The organism is bacterium SCSIO 12827, from assembly GCA_024397995.1.
Taxonomy (GTDB): Bacteria; Pseudomonadota; Alphaproteobacteria; order Rhodospirillales; family Casp-alpha2; genus UBA1479.
The window spans coordinates 1131511-1155192 of the sequence record CP073746.1 but is presented as its reverse complement, the minus strand read 5'-3'; the positions used below and the strand labels follow the sequence as shown (position 1 = coordinate 1155192).

At 62.7% G+C, this 23682-nt stretch carries 21 protein-coding genes; 9 read left to right on the top strand and 12 right to left on the bottom strand.

Annotated elements, in window-relative coordinates; translation table 11 throughout:
• Window positions 1-10 precede the first annotated feature (10 nt).
• The 5 genes from KFF05_05445 to KFF05_05425 form a co-directional block, all read right to left on the bottom strand.
• Window positions 11-898 (bottom strand): NAD(P)-dependent oxidoreductase, encoded by an 888-nt coding sequence (locus KFF05_05445; GenBank protein UTW52808.1) that lies wholly within the window; start codon window positions 896-898, stop codon window positions 11-13.
• 23 nt (window positions 899-921) lie between these two features.
• Entirely contained in the window at window positions 922-2604 is a 1683-nt protein-coding gene (locus KFF05_05440; protein ID UTW52807.1) for an amidohydrolase family protein, read from the bottom strand.
• Between the two features lie 62 nt (window positions 2605-2666).
• Window positions 2667-3440: a TIGR01458 family HAD-type hydrolase gene (locus KFF05_05435; GenBank protein UTW52806.1), complete on the bottom strand. Its 774-nt coding sequence runs from the start codon at window positions 3438-3440 to the stop codon at window positions 2667-2669.
• A gap of 45 nt (window positions 3441-3485) precedes the next feature.
• Window positions 3486-3767 carry a SelT/SelW/SelH family protein gene (locus tag KFF05_05430; GenBank protein UTW52805.1) on the bottom strand — a complete coding sequence of 94 codons (282 nt, stop codon included), beginning with the start codon at window positions 3765-3767 and terminating at the stop codon, window positions 3486-3488.
• A gap of 9 nt (window positions 3768-3776) precedes the next feature.
• On the bottom strand, window positions 3777-4148 hold the full coding sequence (locus tag KFF05_05425; protein UTW52804.1) for a hypothetical protein: 372 nt from the start codon (window positions 4146-4148) through the stop codon (window positions 3777-3779).
• Between the two features lie 197 nt (window positions 4149-4345).
• Between KFF05_05425 and KFF05_05420 the strand changes: the two genes are divergently transcribed.
• Window positions 4346-6217, top strand: a complete 1872-nt coding sequence (locus KFF05_05420; protein ID UTW52803.1) for an ABC transporter substrate-binding protein — start codon at window positions 4346-4348, stop codon at window positions 6215-6217.
• A 24-nt stretch (window positions 6218-6241) separates the two neighbouring features.
• Here KFF05_05420 and KFF05_05415 read toward each other — a convergent pair whose 3' ends face one another.
• From KFF05_05415 to KFF05_05390, 6 genes are all read right to left on the bottom strand, one after another.
• Entirely contained in the window at window positions 6242-6751 is a 510-nt protein-coding gene (locus KFF05_05415) for a GNAT family N-acetyltransferase (protein UTW52802.1), read from the bottom strand.
• Window positions 6752-6756: 5 nt separating this feature from the next.
• Complete coding sequence (gatB, locus tag KFF05_05410; GenBank protein ID UTW52801.1) at window positions 6757-8214, bottom strand: Asp-tRNA(Asn)/Glu-tRNA(Gln) amidotransferase subunit GatB; 1458 nt, start codon at window positions 8212-8214, stop codon at window positions 6757-6759.
• Window positions 8214-9695: an Asp-tRNA(Asn)/Glu-tRNA(Gln) amidotransferase subunit GatA gene (gene gatA, locus KFF05_05405; GenBank protein ID UTW52800.1), complete on the bottom strand. Its 1482-nt coding sequence runs from the start codon at window positions 9693-9695 to the stop codon at window positions 8214-8216. Before gatA ends, gatB begins: the two co-directional genes overlap by 1 nt.
• Window positions 9695-9982, bottom strand: a complete 288-nt coding sequence (gene gatC, locus KFF05_05400; protein ID UTW52799.1) for an Asp-tRNA(Asn)/Glu-tRNA(Gln) amidotransferase subunit GatC — start codon at window positions 9980-9982, stop codon at window positions 9695-9697. Before gatC ends, gatA begins: the two co-directional genes overlap by 1 nt.
• 254 nt (window positions 9983-10236) lie before the next feature.
• Window positions 10237-10989, bottom strand: a complete 753-nt coding sequence (locus KFF05_05395; protein UTW52798.1) for a TorF family putative porin — start codon at window positions 10987-10989, stop codon at window positions 10237-10239.
• Between the two features lie 393 nt (window positions 10990-11382).
• On the bottom strand, window positions 11383-12072 hold the full coding sequence (locus KFF05_05390) for an SH3 domain-containing protein (GenBank protein UTW52797.1): 690 nt from the start codon (window positions 12070-12072) through the stop codon (window positions 11383-11385).
• 339 nt (window positions 12073-12411) lie between these two features.
• On the opposite strand from KFF05_05390, the gene ruvX reads away from it, so the two are divergent.
• The 4 genes from ruvX (at window position 12412) to plsY (ending at window position 16146) form a co-directional block, all read left to right on the top strand.
• Window positions 12412-12870: a Holliday junction resolvase RuvX gene (ruvX, locus tag KFF05_05385; GenBank protein ID UTW52796.1), complete on the top strand. Its 459-nt coding sequence runs from the start codon at window positions 12412-12414 to the stop codon at window positions 12868-12870.
• 320 nt (window positions 12871-13190) lie between these two features.
• A complete protein-coding gene (locus tag KFF05_05380) occupies window positions 13191-14162 on the top strand; it encodes an aspartate carbamoyltransferase catalytic subunit (GenBank protein UTW52795.1) in 972 nt (323 codons plus the stop codon).
• Between the two features lie 19 nt (window positions 14163-14181).
• Window positions 14182-15498: a dihydroorotase gene (pyrC, locus tag KFF05_05375; GenBank protein ID UTW52794.1), complete on the top strand. Its 1317-nt coding sequence runs from the start codon at window positions 14182-14184 to the stop codon at window positions 15496-15498.
• Window positions 15499-15501: 3 nt separating this feature from the next.
• Entirely contained in the window at window positions 15502-16146 is a 645-nt protein-coding gene (gene plsY / locus KFF05_05370) for a glycerol-3-phosphate 1-O-acyltransferase PlsY (GenBank protein ID UTW52793.1), read from the top strand.
• On the opposite strand, the gene KFF05_05365 is transcribed toward plsY, so the two are convergent.
• Window positions 16143-16487, bottom strand: a complete 345-nt coding sequence (locus tag KFF05_05365) for a hypothetical protein (protein UTW52792.1) — start codon at window positions 16485-16487, stop codon at window positions 16143-16145. The genes plsY and KFF05_05365 overlap by 4 nt on opposite strands.
• A 517-nt stretch (window positions 16488-17004) precedes the next feature.
• On the opposite strand from KFF05_05365, the gene KFF05_05360 reads away from it, so the two are divergent.
• From KFF05_05360 to topA, 4 genes are all read left to right on the top strand, one after another.
• Window positions 17005-18165 carry an HlyD family secretion protein gene (locus tag KFF05_05360; GenBank protein UTW52791.1) on the top strand — a complete coding sequence of 387 codons (1161 nt, stop codon included), beginning with the start codon at window positions 17005-17007 and terminating at the stop codon, window positions 18163-18165.
• Entirely contained in the window at window positions 18155-19717 is a 1563-nt protein-coding gene (locus KFF05_05355; GenBank protein UTW52790.1) for a DHA2 family efflux MFS transporter permease subunit, read from the top strand. Before KFF05_05360 ends, KFF05_05355 begins: the two co-directional genes overlap by 11 nt.
• A 77-nt stretch (window positions 19718-19794) precedes the next feature.
• Window positions 19795-20937 carry a DNA-processing protein DprA gene (gene dprA / locus KFF05_05350; protein ID UTW52789.1) on the top strand — a complete coding sequence of 381 codons (1143 nt, stop codon included), beginning with the start codon at window positions 19795-19797 and terminating at the stop codon, window positions 20935-20937.
• Window positions 20938-20987: 50 nt separating this feature from the next.
• Window positions 20988-23669, top strand: coding sequence for a type I DNA topoisomerase (gene topA, locus KFF05_05345; protein UTW52788.1), 2682 nt, complete (start codon window positions 20988-20990; stop codon window positions 23667-23669).
• Window positions 23670-23682 lie beyond the last annotated feature (13 nt).

Sequence of the window (23682 nt, the reverse complement as noted above, 5' to 3'; positions counted from 1 at the left end):
CGGTGGCTCCCTAGGCCTTGGGCTTGATGTGATCGACGTAGACGGGAATCGAGTCTTCCATGGTGCGGTCGGGGTCGATGGTCTCCCGCGTCTCCTCGCCGAAGGGTGTGGCGTCCAGGATGCGGAAGATGTCGGCAGCCGCGTCGTGAAATCCGCCGGGCAGGCCCGCCTCGCGGTAGGTATCGGCGATTTCCTCCATCTCGCGGACCCAGCGGCCGGCATCGGCAGGCAGGCGCTGCACCCGCGCACGCATGTTCTTGAGCGCTGTCTGCTGGCTGTCTTCGAACTCGTCGATCAGCTCGTCGAACAGGTCCAGGCGCTGGGCCAACATAAGGACCGCCGTGTACAGCGCGTTCGTCCCCTTGGTCAGGCCCGCATAGGCCATCTTCAGGCCCGACGCCCGGCCGATCCCGTCACCCAGGTCGATCACCGTGATGCCTTGCCCGTCCAGCGCCGTCATCGGCGCCGTGTCCGGGCCGGAGACATAGAACTTGGTCGACCGCCCTGGCCCCGGGGCCAGGCCGATGATGCCGCAGTCGATGAAGGGAGCACCCACGCCTGCCAGGATCGCCGCCGTTTCCGCCGCCGTGCCCGGCGACACGGCGTTGCAGTCGACGTAGACCGCCGTCGTGTCCTGGGCCTTCATGGCCACCGCCATGTCTTTCGCCTGCTTGATGGCCCGGGCCGGCGGCAGGATGGACAGGATCATATCCGCCTGCGTGACCAGGGTTTCCAGGTCAGGCACATCGCGGAAATTTCCCTTGGCCGCCAGGCCTCGCGTGCGCTTGCTGCGCCCGGCCAGACAGGTAATGACATCATGTCCGTGATCGCCCAGGACCTTGCCCACGGCATGGCCCATGTCACCCGGCGCCATGACGGCGATGCAGGATGCGGTCATCGTATACGATCCTCTCTGTTTGCTCAGCTGCCGAAGGCGCGCAACACGCAGCCCGGCAACGGGTCGCCCTTCGCACCAACCGGGCCTTTGGCATCGGCCACGCGCACGCCGTTGACCCAGACGCCTTCCACACCGACGGCGTCCGTGGTCAGGCGAGGACCACCGCCGGGCAGGTCGTGAACTCGGCGCTTGGGCCCACGTCCCACGGTCTTGGGATCGAACAGCAACAGGTCGGCGTGATAGCCTTCCTTGATCTCGCCCCGCTCCGGGATGCGGTAGATGGCGGCGGGCTTGGCGGTCAGCTCATGGGTCGCCTGTTCCAGGGTCAGCTTGCCCAGGTCGCGGCTCCAATGGCCCATCAGATGCAGGCCGAAACCGGCGTCGCAGAAGAACGTCAAGTGTGCTCCCGCGTCGGACAGGGCGACGGAAGCGTTGGGGTCCTGCATCATGCGGCCCACGGCGTCCTCGTCCGTGTTCAGCAATTCGGCCATGAACAGCGTTTCCAGATCTTCCGAAATGGCCAGGTCGAGCATCCAGTCCAAGGGATGCTTGCTGGCGGCATCGGCCAGGTCCTTGACCTTCTTCTGATCAAACGCCTTGTTTTCCGGCCGCGCCGTTTCCGTGACCTCGATCTTGTCCCATTCGCCGTTGAACAGGCGCACGCCGGCCGGGCCGGCCAGTTCATCCTTCACCGCCTGGCGGAAGGCGTCGGAGGCATAGACGGCCTTGAGCGCCTCGCCCGAGGCCTCCATGGCCGGTTTCCAGGCCGCGAGCCCTTCCAGCGGGTAGGCGGATTTCAGTGAGAAATCCATGTACAGCGGACAGCAGGACACCTGCCCCCACAACTCCCGCCCGTTGGCACGGGCGGCGGCGACGGCGGCCAGGTCCTTGAAGGTGCCTTCCGGGTTGGTCGGGTTGTGCAGCAGGGCCGCGATCATCACCGGCCGGCCCGACTTGGCGGCGACGGTTTCCAGGTAGGGCACGTCGGTGGTGTTGCCCTTGGTCAGCATGAACACGCCGCGCCTGTCCTCGCCCATGGCGGTGACCAGAGTTTCCAATTCACGGGCGTCGGCCAGACGCGACGGCATGGGCACGCCGCCCCAGCCGTTGTGTTGCGGCGCTGTCGAGGTTGCGAAGCCGACGGCCCCGGCCTTCATGGCGGCGCGGACGATGTCCGCCATGGTCTTGATTTCGTCGTCGTTGGCGGCGCGTTCCGTCGCCGCATCGCCCATCACATAGGTGCGCAGGGACGAATGGCCCAGGAAGGCGCCGACGTTGAGCGCCGCGCCGCGCGCTTCCAGCATGTCCAGGTATTCGGGGAAGGTTTCAAAATCCCAGGCGATGCCCGAGCGCAGCACGTCCAGCGACATGCCTTCGACCTGTACCAGGTTCTTCATGATCAGGTCGCGGTCCGGCGCCTTGCAGGGCGCGATGGTGAACCCGCAATTGCCGATCAGCACGCTGGTCACGCCCAAGGCCGGCGACGGCGTGCACCAGGGGTCCCAGGTGATCTGCGCGTCGAAATGGGTATGGCTGTCGATGATCCCGGGCATCAGGGCCAAGCCCGAAGCGTCGATTTCCTCGGTACCTTCTACATCAACCGTGCCGACGGCGGCGATGCGCCCGTCCACGACGCCGACGTCGCCCTTGTACGGGGCGCCGCCCCGACCGTCATAGATGTCAGCACCTCGGATCACCAGATCCATGGATTGTCTCCTTCATGGTTTCTTCTTCACTGAACGGCCCGGACGGTAGCAACAAACGCCCCCTAGGTCCAAGCGGCGATGGCGCCGGGCAGGTCGGCGACGCTGGCGATCATGGCATCCGGCAGGGCGCGGCCCGCCGTACGCGGATCGTACTTTCCCGTCATGACCTGCACCGCCCGCAGGCCCGCCGCCTGGGCACCGGCGATGTCCGATTCCACGTCGTCCCCGATCATCAGGCCGGCGGTGGCGGAAATACCCATGTCGACCAGCACGCGGGCGAAGAAATCCGCCGACGGTTTACCCATAATCACGGCGTCCACCCCGGCGGCATACTCCAGCGCCGCCACATAGGCCCCCAGGTCGATGATCAGATCTCCGCCCGGCCGCGACAGGCGGTTCTTGTGGAGCGCCACCAGCACCGCCCCGTCGAGCAGCATGCCCGCCAAGTCGGACAGGTGGGCCCGATCGAACCCGGCATCCAGATCGCCCATGACGACGGCGTCGGGATCGACGTCGACCAGATCGAAGCCGGCGAAATCCTCGGCCAGGGCCGGTTCCGCCGCCAGATGCACCCGCCGCAGGCCGCGGTCGCGCAACAGCGACACCGCCGCCATGGCCGGGGTGACGATATCGTCCGCATCCACGGGCAGGTCCATGTCGCACAGCCGCCGCCATACTGCGGCGCGCGGACGCAAGGTGGTATTGGTGAGAAAACGGGTTTTCAGGCCCCGGCCCCGGGTCCACGCCAGGGTTTCGGCCGCACCAGGGATGGACGTCCCTCCCTGGTAAAGGACGCCTTCAAGGTCGAACAGGATCCCTTCAAGCGTCGTTGCCATGGGCCGATTATGCCATTTTTCGCCCGCCACGGGAACGGGGCAAGGTCACCCGCCTTCGGAATGCCCCAGTTCCTTGTCAGGCACCGCGATATCACGCACCCGCTGCTTCAAGACCTTGATCTCGGGAAAGCCGCCATCGCGCTTTCGGTCCCAAACGACGGTATCGCCGACGCGCACACTGAACCGCCCGCCCACGTCGTCGGGCACCAGGGTCACACCGCCCAGATCATTCTCGAACGTGGCAAGCAGTTCCTGCGCCATCCAGCCTGCCCGCAGCAGCCAGCGGCAGCGCGTGCAATAGGTGATCACGACAAGCGGTTTGGACATGGGTAGTTCCTATTTCGACAAGCTGCTGAGACGGTCCTTGATGAGGCCCCAGAATACCGGCGGATCAAGATCGCTTGTATAACGCCAGCCGAGATGGTCCCCACAACCCCGGCAATGGGCGAAGTTCCAGGCATGGCCGGCGAACCAGGTGAATTCCTCGGTCGGCGCGCCGAGATCGGTTGCTCCCGGCGCCTCCAGGAAACAGACGACCGTGAACATGCGGCCCGCCGGATTCGCGCAGATTCGCTCGTGCCCGCCGTCGGGTGCGAATGCCCAGCGGCGGCGCGTCACCAGATGCCCGCAGCGCGCGCAATAAAGGCCGTCATCGGGCTTTTCCGCGGACTTCGTCGCAGCTGCGGTATCCAGTTGGGCATCGAACACGGGCCCACTCCCTAAAATCCGGCTTTCATATTAGTCCCCCTTGTAAAATTATGCTCAATTTTGCACCCTATTTGATCAGCATTCCTTTCCAGGCCGGGCACGGTGCGCGGCTCTCTTCCACCGGATACGAGCCGGTGCCATTCTTCCAACAACGAACGCGGACCATGACAGGCGCAAAGGCGGCATACAGGGGCAACATGCGGACATCGCGTTGGCTGCTCGTTGCCGTGTTCGCGGCGGCTTTGTTCGTTGGCCTGGGGCGCCCAGCGCCAACATGGGCAGCCGAGGATGCCCCGCGCAAGCTGACCAAGGTCACCCTGCAGCTGAAATGGGCGCATCAGTTCCAGTTCGCCGGCTATTACGCGGCCAAGGCCAAGGGATATTACCGCGACCGGGGCTTGGATGTGACGATCCTGCCGGCAATGCCCGGCGACAAGCCGATGGAATCCGTAGCCCAAGGCAAGGCCGAGTTCGGCGTCGGCACCACCGACCTTTTGATGATGCGCGCCGCCGGCATTCCCGTGGTGGTGCTGGCCGTGATCTATCAGCATTCGCCGCTGACCCTGATGCTCGATGCCCGCAACGATATCCGCAACATTCATCAGCTCGCCCGCGGCAAGATCATGGTCGCCCCGCATGAGACGGAATTGAGCGCCTATTTCGCCGCCGAGGGACTCGACATCAGCCAGATGAATTTTGTCGACCATACCTTCGACGTCGAGGACCTGAAGTCCGGGCGCGTCGATGCCATGAGCATCTATTCCACGGATGAACCATATCAATACGCAAAGGAAGTCGGGCCGGTTCGCCTGTTCCGCCCCATCGACGGCGGTGTCGATTTCTACGGCGACAACCTGTTCACCACGGAAGGCCTGCTGGAAAAGGACCCCAAGATGGTCCAGGCCTTTCTCGATGCCTCGCTTGATGGCTGGCGCTATGCCATGAAACACCAGGAAGAGATCGTCGACCTTATCCTCGCCACCTACGGCAAGCGGAAGGCACGCGACAACCTGCTGTTCGAGGCGCGGCAATCCGCCAACCTGATCCTGGCCGATGTCGTCCCCGTGGGCTTCATCAACCCGGCACGCTGGGAGCGCATCGCTCAGCATTATGCCGGGCTGGGCCTGCTGCCCAAGGACATGTCGCTCGACGGGTTCATCTATGAGCAGGACGACAGACGCACGTTGCCCGCCTGGATGCCCAAGGCGCTTCTGGGTGCCACGATTGTCGCTCTGCTGGCCTTGCTGGCCGGGCTATGGCTGGCGGCGTTCAACCAGCGTCTGCGCCGGGAAATGGAAGAACGGGAACAGGCCCAGGGGGCGCTTGCCCAACGCACGGACGAGTTGGAGGAAAGCAACAGCCAGAAGGACGTCCTGCTGACCGTCATCGGCCATGACATCCGAAATCTATTCAATCCGCTGCTGATCTACGCCCAGCTGCTGGCCGATCCCAGCCGCAAGCTTGATCCCAAGACGGTGCAGGAATACGGTGAAAAGCTGTACGAGGCCGGGCGCAACGCATCCGAGGTTCTGGAAAACCTTCTGGAATGGGCCCTGGTGCGCACGGGCCAGCGCCAGACAAACCTGGAGGTCACGGACCTTGGCGCCCTGGCCCGGCAGACGGCGGGCGTCTATTCCGCCGACGCGACCCTGCGTGGCGTCACACTGCGGATCGAGGCGGGGCCGCCGGTCAAGGTCAGGATCGACCGTCATCAAATGTCGACGGTGATCCGCAATCTGGTGAACAACGCGCTCAAATTCACGCCCAAAGACGGGGAAGTGACCGTCCGCGTCTGTCACGACGGTAAGGACGCGAAGGTCGTGATCGCCGACACCGGCATCGGCATGGACCAGGACTTGGTCAGCCGCGTGCTGTCGGGCGCCAGCGCCGATCTGGCGACCGGGTCCAAGGGCGAAATCGGCACCGGCGTGGGTTTGGCGCTATGCCGCCAGTTGGTGCAGGTCAACGACGGCCGCCTGAACATCGAACAAAATCCCGGCGGCGGCACCGTGTTCACGGTCACGCTGGCCGTGGCGGAGGATGTTTCCGCAAGCGACGCCGCCGACTAAGGCTTCATTTCAAATCTCGGAAATTCAGACCAGCGGCTTGGCGAAGTAGTAACGCGTCAGGCCGGAGCCGACCGTGCGCTTGGTCTGAGTGGTGGACGCTTCCTCGCGTTCCAAATCGTAGCCGGAAACTTCATAAAGCGCCTTGGCCTGGGGCTGTAGGGCCGAAGTCGACAGTACGATGCGCGTGTAGCCCAGATCGCGGGCCCGGTCCTCGACAAAGGCCAGCAGCGTGCGGCCGAGCCCCTTGCGGCGGAATTCGGCGGCAACGTACATGCGCCGGACCTCGGCCTCGTTGTCGTTCAGGCGCTCCAGGCCGACCATGCCGGCGACGGTGCCGTCGATCTCCGCCACCCAAAAGCCGAAACCGGGCCGCCCGTAATATTCGGGAATGCAGTTGATCTCCTCATCCAGGGCAAGCTGGATATAGGACTCAAACAGATCCTCCATCCCCGGCTGGGTGATGTGGCGGTTCCAGTTGATGAAAATGTCGCGGACCCGGGCGTGGTCAGCCGGGGTGAAGGGTCGGATAAGCACCGCCGTCAGCCCTTCAGCTTCTCGCGCAGCAGCTGATTGACCTGCTGGGGGTTCGCCTTGCCTTGGGTCGCCTTCATGATCTGGCCGACGAACCAGCCGATGGCCTTGTCGTTGCCCTGGCGGATTTCATCGGCCTGTTCCGGGTTGTCGGCGATGACGGCATCCACCGCCGCCTCGATGGCGCCAGTGTCGGTGATCTGCTTGAGGCCCTTGTCCTCGACGATCTGTTCCGGATCGCCCGAGGTTTCCCACATGATCTCGAACACGTCCTTGGCGATCTTGCCGGAAATGGTGCCGTCGTCCATCAGGCCCAGCAGCTTGCTCAGATGGGCCGCCGAAATGGGGCTGTCGGCGATGGCAAGACCGGCCTTGTTGAGCGCCCCGAACAGGTCGTTCGTCACCCAATTGGCGGCCTTTTTCGGATCGCTTGCGGCGGCCACGGCCTCGAAATACTCGGCACTCTCCCGATCGGCGACCAGGGCCGATGCGTCCTTGGCCGACAGGCCCATGTCATCCATGAAGCGCTGCTTCTTGGCATCGGGCAGTTCGGGCAAAGTCTTGCGCAGGCCCTCAATGAACTCATCCGTCAGTTCGAGCGGCAGAAGGTCCGGGTCCGGGAAATAGCGGTAATCATGGGCGAATTCCTTGGCCCGCATGGACCGGGTTTCGCCCTTCACCGGATCCATCAGGCGGGTTTCCTGAACGATCTCGCCGCCGCTTTCATGGATGTCGACCTGACGTTCGGCCTCGATCTCGATCGCCTGCATGATGAAACGCACGCTGTTCACGTTCTTGATCTCGGCCCGCGTACGGTAGCCCTCTTCACCGACCTTGCGCACGGAAACGTTGACGTCGGCGCGCATGGAGCCCTGCTCCATGTTGCCGTCGCAGGTCCCGAGGTAGCGCAGGATGGAGCGCAGCTTGCGCACGAAGGCGCCTGCCTCTTCGGGGCTGCGGATATCCGGCTTGGTCACGATCTCCATCAAACACACGCCAGCCCGGTTGAGGTCGATGAACGACCGCTTGGGATCCTGGTCGTGCATGGACTTCCCGGCGTCCTGTTCCATGTGCAGGCGCTCGATCCCGATGTCGCGGGTCGTGCCGTCGGCCAGATCGACCGTGACGATGCCCTCTCCCACCACCGGGTGCAGGTACTGGGAAATCTGATAGCCCTGGGGCAGGTCGGCGTAGAAGTAGTTCTTGCGCTCGAACACGCTGGTCTTGTTGATCTTGGCATTCAGGCCCAGGCCCGTCTTCACCGCCTGTTCGATGCAATAGCCGTTGATCACCGGCAGCATGCCGGGCATGGCCGCGTCGATCAGCGAAACCTGGGAATTGGGCCCGGCGCCGAAGGCTGTGGGCGAGCCCGAAAACAGCTTGGCCTGGGACGACACCTGGGCATGGACCTCAAGCCCGATGACCACTTCCCAGTCACCTGTATCACCTTGGATGATGTAGCTCATCAGCCCTGCCCCCCGAGATATTTCGGCAGCGCGTCGAACCCGGCCGCATCCTCGATCGCCTTTGCCGCGCGCAGCACCGTTTCCTCGTCGAAGGGGCGGCCGACCAGCTGCAGGCCGAGCGGCAGGCCGTCCTTGTCCAGCCCTGCCGGCACGCTGATGCCGGGCAGGCCGGCCAGGTTGGCGGGCACGGTGAACACGTCGTTCAAATACATGGCGATGGGGTCGTCCATCTTGGCGCCGATGGCAAAGGCCGCATTGGGCGCCGTGGGCGTCAGCAGCACGTCCACGTCCTCAAAGGCCTTGGTGAAATCCTCCAGAATGCGGGTGCGGACCTTCTGCGCCTTCACGTAATAGGCATCGTAATAGCCCGCCGACAGCACGTAGGTGCCGATCAGCACGCGGCGGCGGACTTCCGCGCCGAAGCCTTCGCCACGGGTGTTGGCGTACATGTCGTCGAGCGTATCGCCATCAACCCGCAGCCCGTAGCGCACGCCGTCATAGCGTGCGAGGTTCGAGGACGCCTCGGCCGGGGCGACGATGTAATAGGCCGGCAGGGCGTATTTGGTATGCGGCAGAGAGACTTCTTTGATCTCCGCCCCCTGGGACTTGAGCCAGTCCGCCCCCCGGTCCCACAGGGTCTGAATTTCCGACGGCATGCCGTCCATGGTGTATTCGCGGGGAATGCCGACCTTGAGGCCCTTGACCCCGCCTTGAACCGCCGCCCGGAAATCGGGGACATCGTGGGGGGCCGAGGTCGAATCCTTGGGGTCATGGCCTGCCATGGCGCCCAGCAGGATGGCCGCGTCCTCCACCGTGCGGGCGAAGGGGCCGGCCTGATCGAGTGAGGAAGCAAAAGCGACGATGCCCCAACGCGAGCAGCGGCCATAGGTCGGCTTCATGCCGACGATGCCACACAGCGATGCCGGCTGTCGGATCGAACCACCCGTGTCCGTGCCCAATGAGCCGGGGCAAATGCGCGCCGCGACCGCCGTGGCCGGGCCCCCGGACGAGCCGCCGGGCACCAGGTCTTCGCCGCCGGGGCCGGTCCACGGGTTCTTCACCGGGCCGTAGTAGCTGGTCATGTTGGACGAGCCCATGGCGAATTCGTCCAGGTTGGTCTTGCCGATCATCACGGCACCGGCGTCGATCAAGTTGCGGCCGACGGTCGATTCATAGGTCGGCACGAAACCGTCCAGAATGTGCGATGCCGCCGTGGTCGGCACCCCTTCGGTGCAGAACAGATCCTTGACCGCGACGGGCACACCGTCGAGCGCCCCCAGGGCGCCGCCCTTGGCGCGCCTGGCGTCCGACGCCGCGGCACGGTCCCGCGCAACCTCGGGTGTCAGGGTAATGAAGGCGTTCAGACCTTTGGCCGCCTCGGCCGCGGCCAGCGAGGCCTCGGCCAGATCGACGGCGGAAAATTCGCCCTTATCCAGGCCGTCGGCGGCCTGGGCGATGCTCAATTCGTTCAGCTTGGACATTAGTCGACCACCTTGGGCACGGTGTAGAAATCACCCACCCGGTCCGGCGCGTTGCTTAAGACCTTTTCCGGGTCACCCCCGTCGGTCACCACGTCGTCGCGCCGCGTCATAACCATGCCGGTGGCGCCGGTCATCGGCGCGACTCCGTCCGTATCGACCTCGGCCAATTGCTCGACCCAGCCGATGATGTTGTTCAGGTCCTGGGCGACGGGTTCCAGGTCGGCCTCGTCGACCTTGATCCGGGCCAGAAAGGCGACCCTGCGGACGTCGTTTTTATCTAGAGACATGGCGGATCCAGACTTGAAAGGCGGTCGGTGTGCAGGGCATTTCGAGGGCCCGGCTGCGGGCGCGGAAATTACCATCGACATCCCCGGGCGGCAAGCGCCGCCACGCCGCAGCCGAAGGCATTCAGGCAAAAAAAGACGCAAGTCCCCCTGCCGGACGATCATCCGGCAGGGGGGGCTTGCGGCCTTTTCTCAACCGGCCTGTACGACGGGGCGACCCCCGTGTCGGCCGATTTCAGACGATCAACCGGTCGTCCTTAGAAGGACGCGGTCAACGAACCGATGACGACGTCTTCCGCCAGGCGGCTGTTGCTGATCGAGGTATCGATGTACTGCACACCAAGCGAGACATTTTCCGTGATGCCCAGCGACGCACCGATCGACCACGTGGTGTAGTCGGGCTGCGCGAAGGTGGCGTTCTTTTCAATCAACTGACGGCCGACGGAAGCATCCAGCGTGATCCCGGCAAGCACCTTGATCGGCACCGCATAGGACACGTTGGCGGCGAACCAGTGACCGGTGCCGCTGCCGCCGAAGAAGTCCGGCGAATAGGCGTAATTGCCGCCGATCGACAGGCCGTCCATGATGTCGTAGCTCAGACCCAGGGTCGCTTCCCACAGGTCGTAGTTCACGTCATCCGACGCGCCCGGATAGGAGTAGTAGATAAAGCCCACATCCCAACCGATGTTGGCGGCGGAGCCGGAAATGCCGCCGTAGTAATCGATTTCGGCGCTGGCCTTGTCGCTGTCGCCGAAGTCAACGTTGGAACCCCACGTGCCGAGATAAACGGACGTGTCAGCAATGCCCGTGTCCATCGACCAATCGATACCGCCCTGAATGGCCGGCTTCTGGGACGATTGATCCAGACCGCGGAAGCGATATTCGGTAACGATGCCAGCGTTGGCCGAGAAGGTACCGGGGAATTTCATATCTTCGGCCTGCGCCGGGAGGGACGCACCCACCACCGCCACAAAACCGAGGGCACTAAAAAGCCGCACCACAGATGCCATTTTCTTGATCCTTTTTCACAGTTTACCCGAGGCGTACACCCCACTGTGCTTGGTGGTAGCAAATTGGATGCCAGATGCGTACAAATTATTTTATTGATATAAATCAATTAGTTAAGGCTAATTTCAAGGCCAATTGTTGCAATTATAGCACATCATTTTGAGCAAAATAAAAGCATCGCAATATTTATGCCTATTTTTTATGCAATTTTAGAACCCAAATTCGATGATTTTTACCCGAAGTTTCGCTCAACGCTGAAAATTCGGACAAAAATGATCGCCCACCCCAAACGGGCGACAAAACAAGCAATAAGACAGGTAACGCTCCCGCCCCCGACCGATGCAAATAAGTCACGCTATTGAGAGGTAGATCAGTGAGAAACGCCCGGCCGAAGGTTATCCGCCGGAGCCCCGCAGAGCCTTGGCGAAGTCGGTCCAGAATGCCTGCGACCAGGACTGGACTGCGAGCGTGAGAGCGGCGGCCAGAGCCGACGATACGTCCTTCGCCGGCATCGGCGTTTTCTTGCCGGCGGCCAGGTACTTGTCGACGCTGACGGTGTCGAGGCGCACTTCGCCTTTTTCCGCGTCATATAAAAGGTTGGTTGAGAACACCCGTTCGTATTCCTGCGCCAGTTCCAGAACGTCCATGCCGATCTGGTGGACCGACTTGACGCCGCCGTTATACGGGCCTTCGGTGATGAACAGCGGCATTTCGAAGGCATAGGATTTTCCGTCGCGGCGGCATTCGAGCATCGCGCGATAATCGACGGAATTGAACAACTGGCCCTCGATGGGGCTTTCGCCTTCGAACACCACGCGATAGGCACAGCTTCCCCCGGTGATCGTCGCCGTGCCCGTCAAAGGCTCGTTAATCACGGCATCGATCAAAGGCATCAGAACCGGACTATAAACAAAGCCCAGATCCTTGCCGTCGGCACGCACGGCCAGCCAACTTCCCTTGGCCTTGGCGACCACCTTCACGCGGTCGCCTTCGCGGAAACTGCCGACCTTCTTGCCGTTGGTGTCGGGTTCGCCCCGCACGTTCAGGTCCTTGGTCACCACATAGGTGCCCGCAAGCGGCGTCACGGTTTGCCCAAGAAAGGTCTTTTCCGATTTGTCCTGAGCAGCAGCCCCGAAGGCGGCAAAAACAACCAGCCCCCCGGCAATGCACAAACAAAAGGCACGGTGACCGGCAGACGGCGTGCAACCCCCGCCCCGCAAAATTGGAGTGACAAAATGCAATGCCCCATACATCGCCGAACCGCCCTCATCAGCCCGCGGGGCCCCCGCGCCGAAGTAAACTAGTGCCCCTCAGAAGAGGATATATGTTACCTCTATCAACAAGTTAGCACCACCTAACTTTTCCCGCGCCGGGTTTTCCGGCGGGGCGGATGGATCTGCGGTGGATATCGTAAGGACAATGCCATGGCGGTCATGACACTGACGGAATTGAAAACGGCCCTGGACCAGCACGGCCGCGTCATGGGGCTCGACCTGGGCTCGAAGACAATCGGTCTTGCCCTGTCGGATGTCATGCGCACGATCGCAACCCCCTACGACACGATCCGGCGCACCAAGTTCACGGCCGATGCCCAGGCCCTGCTTGCCGCCATCGACGCCGAGGATGTCCGGGCCCTGGTCATCGGATTGCCAATCAGCATGGATGGGACCGAAGGGCCGCGTTGTCAGTCGACCCGCCAATTCGCCGCCAATCTGCTGGAAAAGCGTGACCTGCCCATCGCCTTCTGGGATGAACGGCTGTCGACCGTGGCGGTCGAACGCATGCTGGTCGATGACGTGGACATGACCCGCGCCCGACGCGGGCAGGTCGTCGATAAGCTGGCGGCGGCTTATATATTACAAGGGGCGCTGGACGCCCGGTGACCGAGGGCCCTTAGGGCCCGGCGTGAAATTTTCCGCAATCTGCCGAAACAGGTCACGGCAGGCGTCGTTGGCGAAAATCAGGCTGTCATCCGAATCGAAAACCGCGACGCCGACATGCAGGCGGTCCAGAACCGCGGCCATGTCGATTTGGCCCGTCCCCGGGCCTGTGATCGAATTCCGGGAGGACACGGCAAAAACCCTTGTGTTTATTCGCTCACCCCCGCCGATCAGGCCGCCAATCATGCCGCCATCGACCGCCGGCCTTCAGGGCCCGCAATTTTTCGTGACCCGCCGGACACTCCAGCCTATATTCCGGCACCATGATTTCCGGCGACACGGCAACGACAGATTTCCCCCATCGCCATTTGCTTGGTATCGAGGGTTTGACACCGGCGGAAATCACTTTCCTATTGGACCGCTCCGAGACCTACGTCGAACAAAACCGCCAACCTGACAAGAAAAGGTCGGTGCTGCGCGGACGCACGGTCATCAACCTTTTCTTCGAAGCCTCAACCCGAACCCGCACGTCGTTCGAACTGGCGGGCAAACGGCTGGGCGGCGACGTTATTAATATGTCGATCTCGGGAAGCTCGATTAAAAAGGGCGAAACCCTGGTCGATACGGCGATGACCCTGAACGCCATGCACCCGGACGTGCTGGTCGTCCGGCACGCTGATTCCGGCGCGGTCAAGCTGCTGTCGGAAAAGGTCAACTGCGCGGTCATCAATGCCGGTGACGGCAGCCACGAACATCCCACGCAGGCCCTTCTGGATGCCCTGACCATCCGCCGCAGGCTCGGCCGCCTGGCCGGGCTGCAAGTCGCCATCTGCGGCGACATCCTGCATTCCCGGGTCGCGCGTTCGAACATTCACCTGCTGACGACCATGGGTGCCAGGGTGCGCCTGATCGCGCCCAAGACGTTGATCCCTTACGCTGCCGAACGCCTCGGCGTGGAAGTCTTCCACGACATGGCCGAGGGTCTGAAGGACTGCGACATCGTGATGATGCTGCGCCTCCAGCAAGAGCGCATGAAATCCAATTATTTCCCTTCGGTACGGGAATATTTCACCTATTTCGGGCTCGACTACGAAATGCTGGCTCATGCTAAGCCCGATGCGCTGATCATGCATCCGGGCCCCATGAACCGGGGGGTCGAGATCGATTCGGAAGTGGCCGACGACTTCTATCGTTCGGTCATCCGCGAACAGGTCGAAATGGGCGTTGCCGTACGCATGGCCGCGCTGGAGATTCTGGCCCACAATCTGGAACCCCTCGCCGAAACCAACTTGTGACGGAACCCGAACCTAAGATATGGCGGTAAAACTCGACGAACCCCTCGGCCGCGTGGCCTATGTCAACGCGCGCATCCTGGACCCGGCCGAAGGCTGGGACGGGACCGGCGGCGTGCTGACCGACGGCGAAAAGATCGCCGCCGCCGGGCCGGGGCTGTTCGACGCGGGCCCCCCCGAGGACGCCAAGATCATTGATTGCCAAGGCGCCTGCCTGCCGCCGGGGCTGGTCGATATCCGCGCCCATCTGGGCGAACCGGGCGAAGAGCAGAAGGAAACCCTGGCCAGCGCCGGGCGCGCGGCGACGGCGGGCGGGGTCACCTCGCTGCTCTGCCTTCCCGACACCAATCCCTGCATCGACGACATGTCGGTGGTCGAATTCGTCGCCCGCCGGGCCCGCCAACTGGGGCTGACCAAGGTCTACCCCTATGGCGCCGTGACCAAACAACTGGCCGGCAAGGAACTCGCCGAACTGAAGCTGCTCAGGGATTCCGGCGCGCTTGCCTTCACCGACGGCGTCCGGACGATCGCCGACCCCCTGGTTCTACGTCAGGCCCTCGCCTATGCCGCGACCTTCGGCCTGGTGATCTGCCACCAAGCGGAGGAACCGTCGCTTGCCGAGGGCGGCGTGATGAACCTGGGCGAAAACTCAACCCGCCTGGGTCTTGCCGGCATCCCCCGCGAGGCCGAAATCATCATCATCGAACGCGACATCCGTCTGGTCGAGATGACCGGCGGGCGCCTGCATTTCGTCAACGTGTCGACGGCGGAAAGCGTCGAGGTTATTCGCCGCGCCAAGGACCGGGGCCTGGCCGTCACATGTGACACGGCCCCGCCCTATTTCTCGCTCAACGAACATGCCATCGGCGACTACCGCACCTTTGCCAAATTGACCCCGCCGCTGCGCGACGAGGACGACCGCCAGGCCATCGTGCAGGCAATCAGCGACGGGGTCATCGACTGCGTCGCATCCGACCACACGCCGCAGGACGAGGAATCCAAGCGCCTGCCCTTCGCCCAGGCCGCATCGGGCGGCGTCGGCCTGCAAACCCTGCTGCCGATGACGCTGGAGCTCTACCACAACGGCCACCTGTCCCTGCTCCAAGCGCTCGACCTGGTGACCCGGGCACCGGCCGCGCTCATGGCGATGGATGCCGGCCGCCTGAAACCCGGCGCCCCCGCCGACCTGGTGTTGTTCGATCCCGACCGCAGTTGGAAGGTTTCCTCCGACGTGCTGCTCTCCAAATCAAAGAATTCCCCGTTCGACGGGCGGCCCGTACAGGGCATGGTCCTGCGCACCGTGATCGACGGTCGCACCGTCCACACCCACGGAGCCTGACCCATGGCCGGCGGACTGGACAGCAATCTCGCATTCGCCCTGGCCGCCCTCGGCGGCTATCTGCTGGGGTCGGTGCCCTTCGGCCTGGTCTTCACGCGCATGGCGGGCCTGGGCGACATCCGGACCATGGGCTCGGGCAATATCGGGGCGACCAACGTATTGCGCACCGGGCGCAAGGGCTTGGCCTTCGCCACGCTGATCTGTGATTGCGGCAAGGGGGCGGCGGCGGCACTTGCGGCGGCCCATCTATGGGGTGCTGAGGCCGGCATGATCGCCGGGTTCGCCGGCGTCGTCGGGCACAATTTCCCGATCTGGCTCCGCTTCAAGGGCGGCAAGGGCGTGGCGACCACGCTCGGCGTGCTGCTGGCGGTGAATATCATGGTCGGGCTGGCAGCCTGCGCGACCTGGCTGCTGGTCGCCGGCGTCTTCCGCTATTCATCCCTGGCCGCCTTGGGCGCCCTGGTCGCGGCCCCGGCCTATGCCTATTGGATCGACGGCATGCCCATGGCCTGGATGGCGGGCGGCTTGGCTATCCTGGCGGTCATCCGACACCGGGCGAACATCCAGCGACTGATCACCGGCCAGGAAAGCAAGATCGGCCAAAAATCCGACCCGACGGACACGCCACCTAGTACTGAATTGCGTTAGAGGTCCCTGTTCAGCATCTGCGCGCAGGCGGAAACCACGCCGGATTCCGGCTCGCTTGTGCCCGGCAGGGCGGTTGCGAAATCCTTCGCAAGACCTTCACGCACCGCGCGGGCTTCTGATTGATAGCCCTGCAGGTCCGGCGCCTTCGCCATCTTCTTCATATGATCGACGGCGCGGGCGGCGCAAATGGAAGCCTGCGCATTGATCCGGGCATCCTGCACCTCGCTCTGATTCGTGCTCGCGCTGACCACCCAATTATTGCTGAAGGCCAGGACGGCAAGGACGAATGCGCCCGTGCCCGCACCAAGCAAAAAGGGGCTCGTCATTTTCGGCAGTGTCATACATTGCTCCTGTAGATCGATTGAAATTCAGCGCTTCCGCCGGCATGCCGACCGCAAACACAATTCAATGGGATGAAAATTAACTGCGCCGTCAGGCGCCAGCCGGCGCAGGAAATTAACTTTAGATAAAACGCTGTATATTTTTCAAATATAATTTAATACAGATATATTTTAAATGTTATATTTATTTAAATTCTTGCATCATATTTTTTCAATAAACTAATTTAAATTAAAGTAATTATAATTTTTTATATTGTTTTATTTTAAATATACGGTCAATGAGTTCAATCAACTGCCACTGTCTTGTCGCTCAGGGTCAACACCCCCAGGTAAACCCGGAACGTCCATCCGCGCACCCCGGCCGTGACGGAAACAGCCGACTTCACGCCCCCTGCCTGATGTAAACTTGAGCACATTGGCCAGCGGTCCATGGCGAATGGCCTACTTTCCAATTACTGCTAATTGTATACAATACGTGTTAATTAAGAACCGTCGCCGATGAGTAGAGGAAAAATCCATGCCGGACACCACGGATATCGATCCGAGGTCGGACGCAACTGCGTCAACTAACGAAAAAATTGCCGAAGAAGCCGCTCGCCTGAAATCTCGGAAGCGCCGCCTCGCGATCGCGCTCGTCATCGGCGTGGTCGGCTCCATTTTCGGTGGCGTGGAAATTCACGACCGCGTCACCAACATTCATGAAGTCGATGCCCGCATCGGCGGTGACCTGATCACCGTGTCGTCCCGTGTTGCCGGATGGGTCACGTCGATCAGCGTCACGGAAGGCGATGACATCAAGCCGGGAACGGTCCTGATGACCATCGATTCCCGCGAATCAGCGCTCAAGGCCCGTGAACTGGAAGCCCAGATCGCCAGCCTGCGCGCGGAGAAAGAGCGCACGCTGGCGGAAAAGCGCCTGGTCGATAAGGAAACCGCCTCGAAATTGAAGTCCGAGCAGGCCCGTCTGGTCGGCGCCCAGGTGACCGTGTCTTCCCTTGAACCGCAGCTTGAACTGGCCAAACGTGAACACGAACGGTCCAAATCCCTGTTCAAGACGCGCGTCGTATCCCGCCGCCAACTGGATCAGGCCGAAACGGAATTGAAGAAGATCGAACGCGAACATCGCATCGCCGTTGCCGACCTTCACTCGGCCGAGGCCAAACTGTCCGAAGTCGAGGCCGAACGTGAACGCCTACGCGTGCTGGACAGCGCCGTTGCCGTGTATATCCACCGCGAACAGGAATTACAGGCGAAATTGGACGAACAGCGCCTGGACCATTCCGACCGCACGATCCGCAGCGCCATCAACGGTGTCGTCGACAAGACCTTTGTCGAAGTCGGCGAATACGTCACACCCGGCCAACGTCTGGCCTTGATCCATGATCCGGAGGTGATCTGGATCGATGCCAACATCAAGGAAACGGATATTCGCAAAACCAAAGTCGGCGACGTCGTTCAGGTTTCCGTCGATGCCTATCCGGACCGCGAATTCACCGGCAAGGTTGAGGTCATCGGGAACGCCACCACGGCGGAATTCGCCCTACTGCCCAGCCCGAACCCCAGCGGCAACTTCACCAAGATCACCCAGCGCCTGCCGGTCCGTATCGCCATCGACCAGCAAGAACGCCTGTTGCGCCCCGGGATGATGGTCGAAATAAAGATCGACGTTGACCAGTAACCCCGCCGTCTCGCCCATCGACCCCCATTCCATCAGCGAATTTCGCCGCTGGTCGGTAACCTTATCGGGCCTGTTGGGGGCAGTTTCGATGATCTTGTCGGCGACGGTCGTCAACGTCGCCGTGCCCTCGATCATGGGGGCCTATGGGATCGACCAGACGGTCGCGCAATGGGCGTCCACCGCCTTCATCACGACGATGGTGGCGAGCCAGCTCATGAGTGTGTGGGTCGTTGCCCATCTGGGGCAGCGCAACGCCTATACCATGACCCTGGTGCTGTTCGCCGCGGGCGCCGTCGTTTGCACCATGGCGCCCAACATGGGCACCCTGATCGTCGGGCGGGTCATGCAGGGGATTTCCGCCGGCATTGTTCAACCCCTGGTGCTCTCGACCATCATTTCCGTGTTCCCCTTTGAAAGGCGCGGATTCGCCGTCAGCATGTATTCGGTCGGCGTGACCCTGGCCCCCAGTTTCGGGCCCGTGGTCGGGGGCGCCATCCTGGACGCCCTGACCTGGCGGCATATCTTCATCGTGCCCATGCCCCTGGCCTTCCTCGCCTTTCTGCTGGGGCTCAGCTTCATGCCGCAGGAACGGAAAAAAGGCCCCAAACCGCCCTTTGACTGGACCGGCCTGGCGCTTGTCGTCACCGCCTGCTTCACCGTCATGAGCGGCCTTGCCAACGGCCAGCGCTGGGGCTGGCATTCCAATGAGACCCTGGCCCTCCTGATCGGCGGGACGGCGGTGGGGATCGCCTTTCTGTGGCATCAGACCCATTCGAAAAACCCGATGCTTGACGTCAGCCTGTTTAAGAACCCGGCTTTCGCGTCGGCCATGGTCATTGCCTTTCTGTTCGGCGCCGGCAACTTCGCCACCAACTACGCCATCCCTGTGTTCACCCAACAGGTCCAGGGCTTCACCGCCACGGCGGCGGGCATGGTGCTGGTCCCGGCGGGCATATTCCTATTCATGATCACCCCCTTGGCCGGACGCCTGAACGACCACGTGTCGCCGCGTTATCCGATCTCGGCCGGCGTGCTGATCTTCGTCGTAGCCGCCTGGTTCATCGCCAAATCCGATGTCAACACGGCGTTCCTCGTCATGGCGCTCTTCACCGTGCTGTCGCGCCTGGCCATCGGCCTGGTCATGCCCGCCATGGGGGCGGCGGCGATCCGCGCCGTGCCCGAGCACAAGATCAATTCAGGTGCCGCGACCTATAACTTCATCCGCCAATTGGGCGGCGCGTTCGGCACCCTGGTGTTCGTCGTCATCATCGAACAGCGCACTGCGTTCCATGCCGACGCCATGGCGGCGACCCAGACATCGGGTAACCCGCTCAGCCGGGAATTCATCGAAAAGGTCGGCCGCGTGCTCGGCGAAAGCGGCCTGCCCGATGCCCAGCAAACGGCCGGTGCGCTCAACTTCCTGTCCAAGGTCATTCACGCCCAGGCGACGACACTTGGATTCCAGGATGCCTTCATCGTCTCGGCCATCGTATTTTCGACGGCGTTGGTGCCGGCCTGGATATTGGGATGCACAACCAAAACGGGTTCATAAACACATATCTTTCCCTTTTATAGATAAATCTCCTCGGGTAATCTTTTCACAGACATTCGCCCTGGGAGAGCCCAGACATGCCGGACAGGTTGGCCCATCACCGCCAGCGAACCCTTCCCGACGATGAACGCATCGCCTGGTTGCGCCTGATTCGCTCGGCCAACGTCGGGCCGGGCACCTTCTTCAATTTGCTGGAACGTTTCGGCACGGCGCAGCGGGCACTCGACGCCCTGCCCGACCTTGCCCGCCGGGGCGGGCGCGCCGGCACCATCCGCATCGCCACGGCGGCGGCGGCATCGCGCGAACTGGAAGATGCGCAACGCATCGGGGCGACGCTTCTCGCCTGGGGGGAGCCCACCTACCCGCCGCTTCTCGCCCATATCCACGATCCGCCGCCGGTCATCTATGCGCGCGGCCGGCAGAATCTTCTCACCAAGAAAACCATCGGTGTCGTTGGTGCCCGCAATGCTTCCACCAACGGCCGGCGTTTCGCGAAGAAATTGGCCGCCGACCTGGGGGACGGTGGGCTGATGGTCGTCTCGGGCCTGGCCCGGGGGATCGACGCCGCCGCCCACGACGGGGCGCTGGCAACCGGCACGGCGGCGGTACTGGGCGGCGGGATTGATACCGTCTACCCGGCCGAGAACCGTGACCTCTACGACCGTATCGCCGAGGCCGGCGTTCTGTTGTCTGAGGTCGCACCCGGCACCCAACCCCAGGCCCGGCATTTTCCCCGCCGTAACCGGATCATCTCCGGCATGGCGCGCGGCGTCGTGGTGGTCGAGGCAAGCCCCCGGTCGGGTTCCCTGATTACCGCCCGCATGGCCCTTGAACAAGGGCGCGAAGTGTTCGCCGTGCCGGGCGCAGCAATGGACCCAAGGGCTCGCGGGACCAATCATTTGATTCGCGAAGGGGCAACCTTGACGGAAAGCGCAGAAGACGTATTTGCCGTTCTGGCCGATGCCCGCGCTCCGGGAAACCCTAAAATTATCATTGATAATCAATATATTACTAATGATTCGATAAGCGTCGAGGCGACCATTTCAGCACGCAATGAGATCATTGCCGCCCTGGGCCCGACACCGACGACTGTTGACGAACTGCTCCGCGTTTGCCAATTCTCCCAGGCCGTGGTGTCTACGGTTTTGCTTGAACTTGAACTGGCAGGACGGTTAGAGAGGCACCCCGGCAGCAAAGTTTCGCTGCTCATGGACCACTAGCCGGCCCGGGCAGCGGCCCCGAAGGCCGGCCGAGAAAAGGCAAGTCTCGCATGACCGACGTCGTCGTCGTTGAAAGCCCGGCCAAGGCGAAAACGATCAACAAATACCTGGGCCCCGGTTACACCGTGCTGGCCAGCTATGGCCATATCCGTGACCTGCCGTCGAAGGACGGATCCGTACGCCCGGACGCCGACTTCGAGATGGACTGGGAAATCGACGCCCGGTCGGAAAAGCACATCAAGGCGATCGCCAGTGCCGTCAAAGGTGCCGACAAACTGTATCTCGCGACCGACCCCGACCGCGAAGGCGAGGCCATTTCCTGGCACGTCCGCGAAGTCCTGAACAAGAACAACGCGCTCAAGGACGTCGAGGTAAAGCGCGTCGTGTTTAACGAAATCACCAAGGACGCGGTCAAGGCGGCGTTCGATCATCCGCGCGAATTGGACCGTGAACTGGTCGACGCCTATCTGGCGCGCCGCGCACTCGACTATCTTGTCGGCTTCACCCTGTCGCCGGTGTTGTGGCGCAAGCTGCCGGGATCGCGGTCGGCCGGCCGCGTGCAGTCCGTCGCGTTGCGCCTGATCTGCGAGCGCGAAGCCGAAATCGAAATCTTCCGGCGCCAGGAATTCTGGTCCATCAAGGCGACCTTCGCCGCCGAAGGCGGGCACAAGATCGCGGCGCAACTGACCCATCTGAACGGGCAGAAGCTGGCCAAGATGGACCTGGGATCGCAGGCCGAGGCCGAGCGCGCCAAGAAAACCGTCGAAGCCGGCACCTTTTCCGTCGCCAACGTTCAGCGCAAGCAATCGCGGCGCAATCCGGCGCCGCCGTTTACCACGTCGACCCTGCAACAGGAAGCCGCACGCAAGCTGTACTTCGGCGCCAAGCGCACCATGCAGGTTGCCCAGCGCCTTTACGAAGGCGTCAACATCGGCGGCGAGACGGTCGGCCTGATCACCTATATGCGAACCGACGGCGTGAACATGGCCAACGAGGCCATCAACGCCTGCCGCGACCTGATCAGGGGATCTTATGGCGCACCCTATCTGCCGGGTGAGCCACGTATTTATAAGACCAAAGCCAAGAACGCGCAGGAAGCCCACGAGGCGGTCCGCCCGACGGACGTGTCCCGCCGGCCCGAGGACGTCGCCCAGTACCTGGACGACGATCAGCGCAAGCTTTACGACCTGATCTGGAAGCGCACGGTTGCCAGCCAGATGGAAAATGCGGTGCTCGACCAGGTCGCCGTCGACATTGCCGCCGCCGACGGCTCCGCCGCCCTGCGCGCGACCGGATCGGTCATCGCCTTTGACGGTTTCCTCAAGGTCTATCAGGAAGGCAAGGACGAGGACGCCTCTGCCGACAGCGACGATGACGACAAGCTGCGCATCCTGCCCGACGTCAAGAAAGGCCAACACCTGGCCCGCCAGGAAGTGGACGCCGATCAGCACTTCACCCAGCCGCCGCCGCGCTATACCGAAGCCAGTCTGGTCAAGCGCCTGGAAGAACTGGGCATCGGCCGCCCGTCGACCTATGCCTCGATCATCTCGGTCCTGCAGGACCGCAATTACGTGAAGTTGGAAAGCCGCCGCTTCATGCCCGAGGACCGCGGCCGACTGGTCACCGCCTTCCTCTCCAGTTTCTTTGAACGCTACGTGGAATACGGCTTCACGGCCGAGCTCGAAGAACGGCTCGACGATATTTCCGGCGGCCGGCGCGAATGGAAACAGGTGCTGCGCGATTTCTGGGAAGCGTTCTCCAAGGCCGTCGACGGCACCAAGGAACTCCGCGTGCGCGAGGTTCTGGACACGCTTGACGAACTCCTCGGCCCGCATTTCTTCCCCATGGGCGAAGACGGTCGCGACCCGCGCAAGTGTCCGGTCTGCGCAGATGGCCGCATGGGCCTGAAACTGGGCAAGTTCGGCGCCTTCATCGGCTGCTCGAATTATCCCGAATGCAAACATACCCAGGCCCTGGCCGTGCCGAACGGCGAGAACGGCGACGGCGCGGAAGCGGCAGCGGAAATCTTCCCCCGCCTGCTCGGCAACGATCCCGAAACCGGCCTGCCGATTACCGTGCGCAAGGGGCCTTACGGCGCCTATGTGCAACTGGGCGATGCCGAAGAAGGCGGCCCCAAGCCCAAGCGCGCATCCCTGCCCAAGGGCGTCAGTGCGGCGACCATTGACCTTGAGATGGCGCTGGGCCTGCTTGCCCTACCGCGCGAGGTCGGTCTGCACCCGGAAACCGGCGACATGATCACCGCCGGGCTCGGCCGTTTCGGCCCGTTCCTGAAAATGGGCGGAACCTATGTGTCGCTGAAGGGTGACGATGACGTTCTGACCGTGGGCCTGAACCGTGCGGTCGTGCTGTTCGCCGACAAGCCACGCAAGGACCCGCCCAAGGAATTGGGCAAGCATCCCACCGATGGCAAGCCGGTGGTTCAGAAGGCCGGACGCTGGGGGCCCTTCGTCCAGCACGGCAAGGTCATGGCGTCCCTGCCCAAGGACATGGACAAGGATTCCGTGACCCTGGAAAAGGCCCTGGAGCTGATTGCCGCCAAATCGGGCAAAGCGGCCCCGGCCGCGAAGAAGACCGCGGCCAAGAAAGCCGCGCCAAAGAAGAAGGCCGCAGCGAAGAAAAAGCCCGCTGCCAAAAAAACAGCCGCAAAGAAGAAAGCAGCGAAGAAGACGCCGGCCGACGGCGATGCGCCGCCGTCCGCCAGCGACGCCTGATCGGAGCCGCCCG

Bases quoted from the DNA above. Each gene is read 5' to 3' on its own strand.
- KFF05_05445 (UTW52808.1), bottom strand. From the start codon at position 898: ATGACCGCATCCTGCATCGCCGTCATGGCGCCGGGTGACATGGGCCAT.
- KFF05_05440 (UTW52807.1), bottom strand. From the start codon at position 2,604: ATGGATCTGGTGATCCGAGGTGCTGACATCTATGACGGTCGGGGCGGC.
- KFF05_05435 (UTW52806.1), bottom strand. From the start codon at position 3,440: ATGGCAACGACGCTTGAAGGGATCCTGTTCGACCTTGAAGGCGTCCTT.
- KFF05_05430 (UTW52805.1), bottom strand. From the start codon at position 3,767: ATGTCCAAACCGCTTGTCGTGATCACCTATTGCACGCGCTGCCGCTGG.
- KFF05_05420 (UTW52803.1), top strand. From the start codon at position 4,346: ATGCGGACATCGCGTTGGCTGCTCGTTGCCGTGTTCGCGGCGGCTTTG.
- gatB (UTW52801.1), bottom strand. From the start codon at position 8,214: ATGAGCTACATCATCCAAGGTGATACAGGTGACTGGGAAGTGGTCATC.
- gatA (UTW52800.1), bottom strand. From the start codon at position 9,695: ATGTCCAAGCTGAACGAATTGAGCATCGCCCAGGCCGCCGACGGCCTG.
- gatC (UTW52799.1), bottom strand. From the start codon at position 9,982: ATGTCTCTAGATAAAAACGACGTCCGCAGGGTCGCCTTTCTGGCCCGG.
- KFF05_05395 (UTW52798.1), bottom strand. From the start codon at position 10,989: ATGGCATCTGTGGTGCGGCTTTTTAGTGCCCTCGGTTTTGTGGCGGTG.
- ruvX (UTW52796.1), top strand. From the start codon at position 12,412: ATGGCGGTCATGACACTGACGGAATTGAAAACGGCCCTGGACCAGCAC.
- KFF05_05380 (UTW52795.1), top strand. From the start codon at position 13,191: ATGATTTCCGGCGACACGGCAACGACAGATTTCCCCCATCGCCATTTG.
- pyrC (UTW52794.1), top strand. From the start codon at position 14,182: ATGGCGGTAAAACTCGACGAACCCCTCGGCCGCGTGGCCTATGTCAAC.
- plsY (UTW52793.1), top strand. From the start codon at position 15,502: ATGGCCGGCGGACTGGACAGCAATCTCGCATTCGCCCTGGCCGCCCTC.
- KFF05_05365 (UTW52792.1), bottom strand. From the start codon at position 16,487: ATGACACTGCCGAAAATGACGAGCCCCTTTTTGCTTGGTGCGGGCACG.
- KFF05_05360 (UTW52791.1), top strand. From the start codon at position 17,005: ATGCCGGACACCACGGATATCGATCCGAGGTCGGACGCAACTGCGTCA.
- dprA (UTW52789.1), top strand. From the start codon at position 19,795: ATGCCGGACAGGTTGGCCCATCACCGCCAGCGAACCCTTCCCGACGAT.
- topA (UTW52788.1), top strand. From the start codon at position 20,988: ATGACCGACGTCGTCGTCGTTGAAAGCCCGGCCAAGGCGAAAACGATC.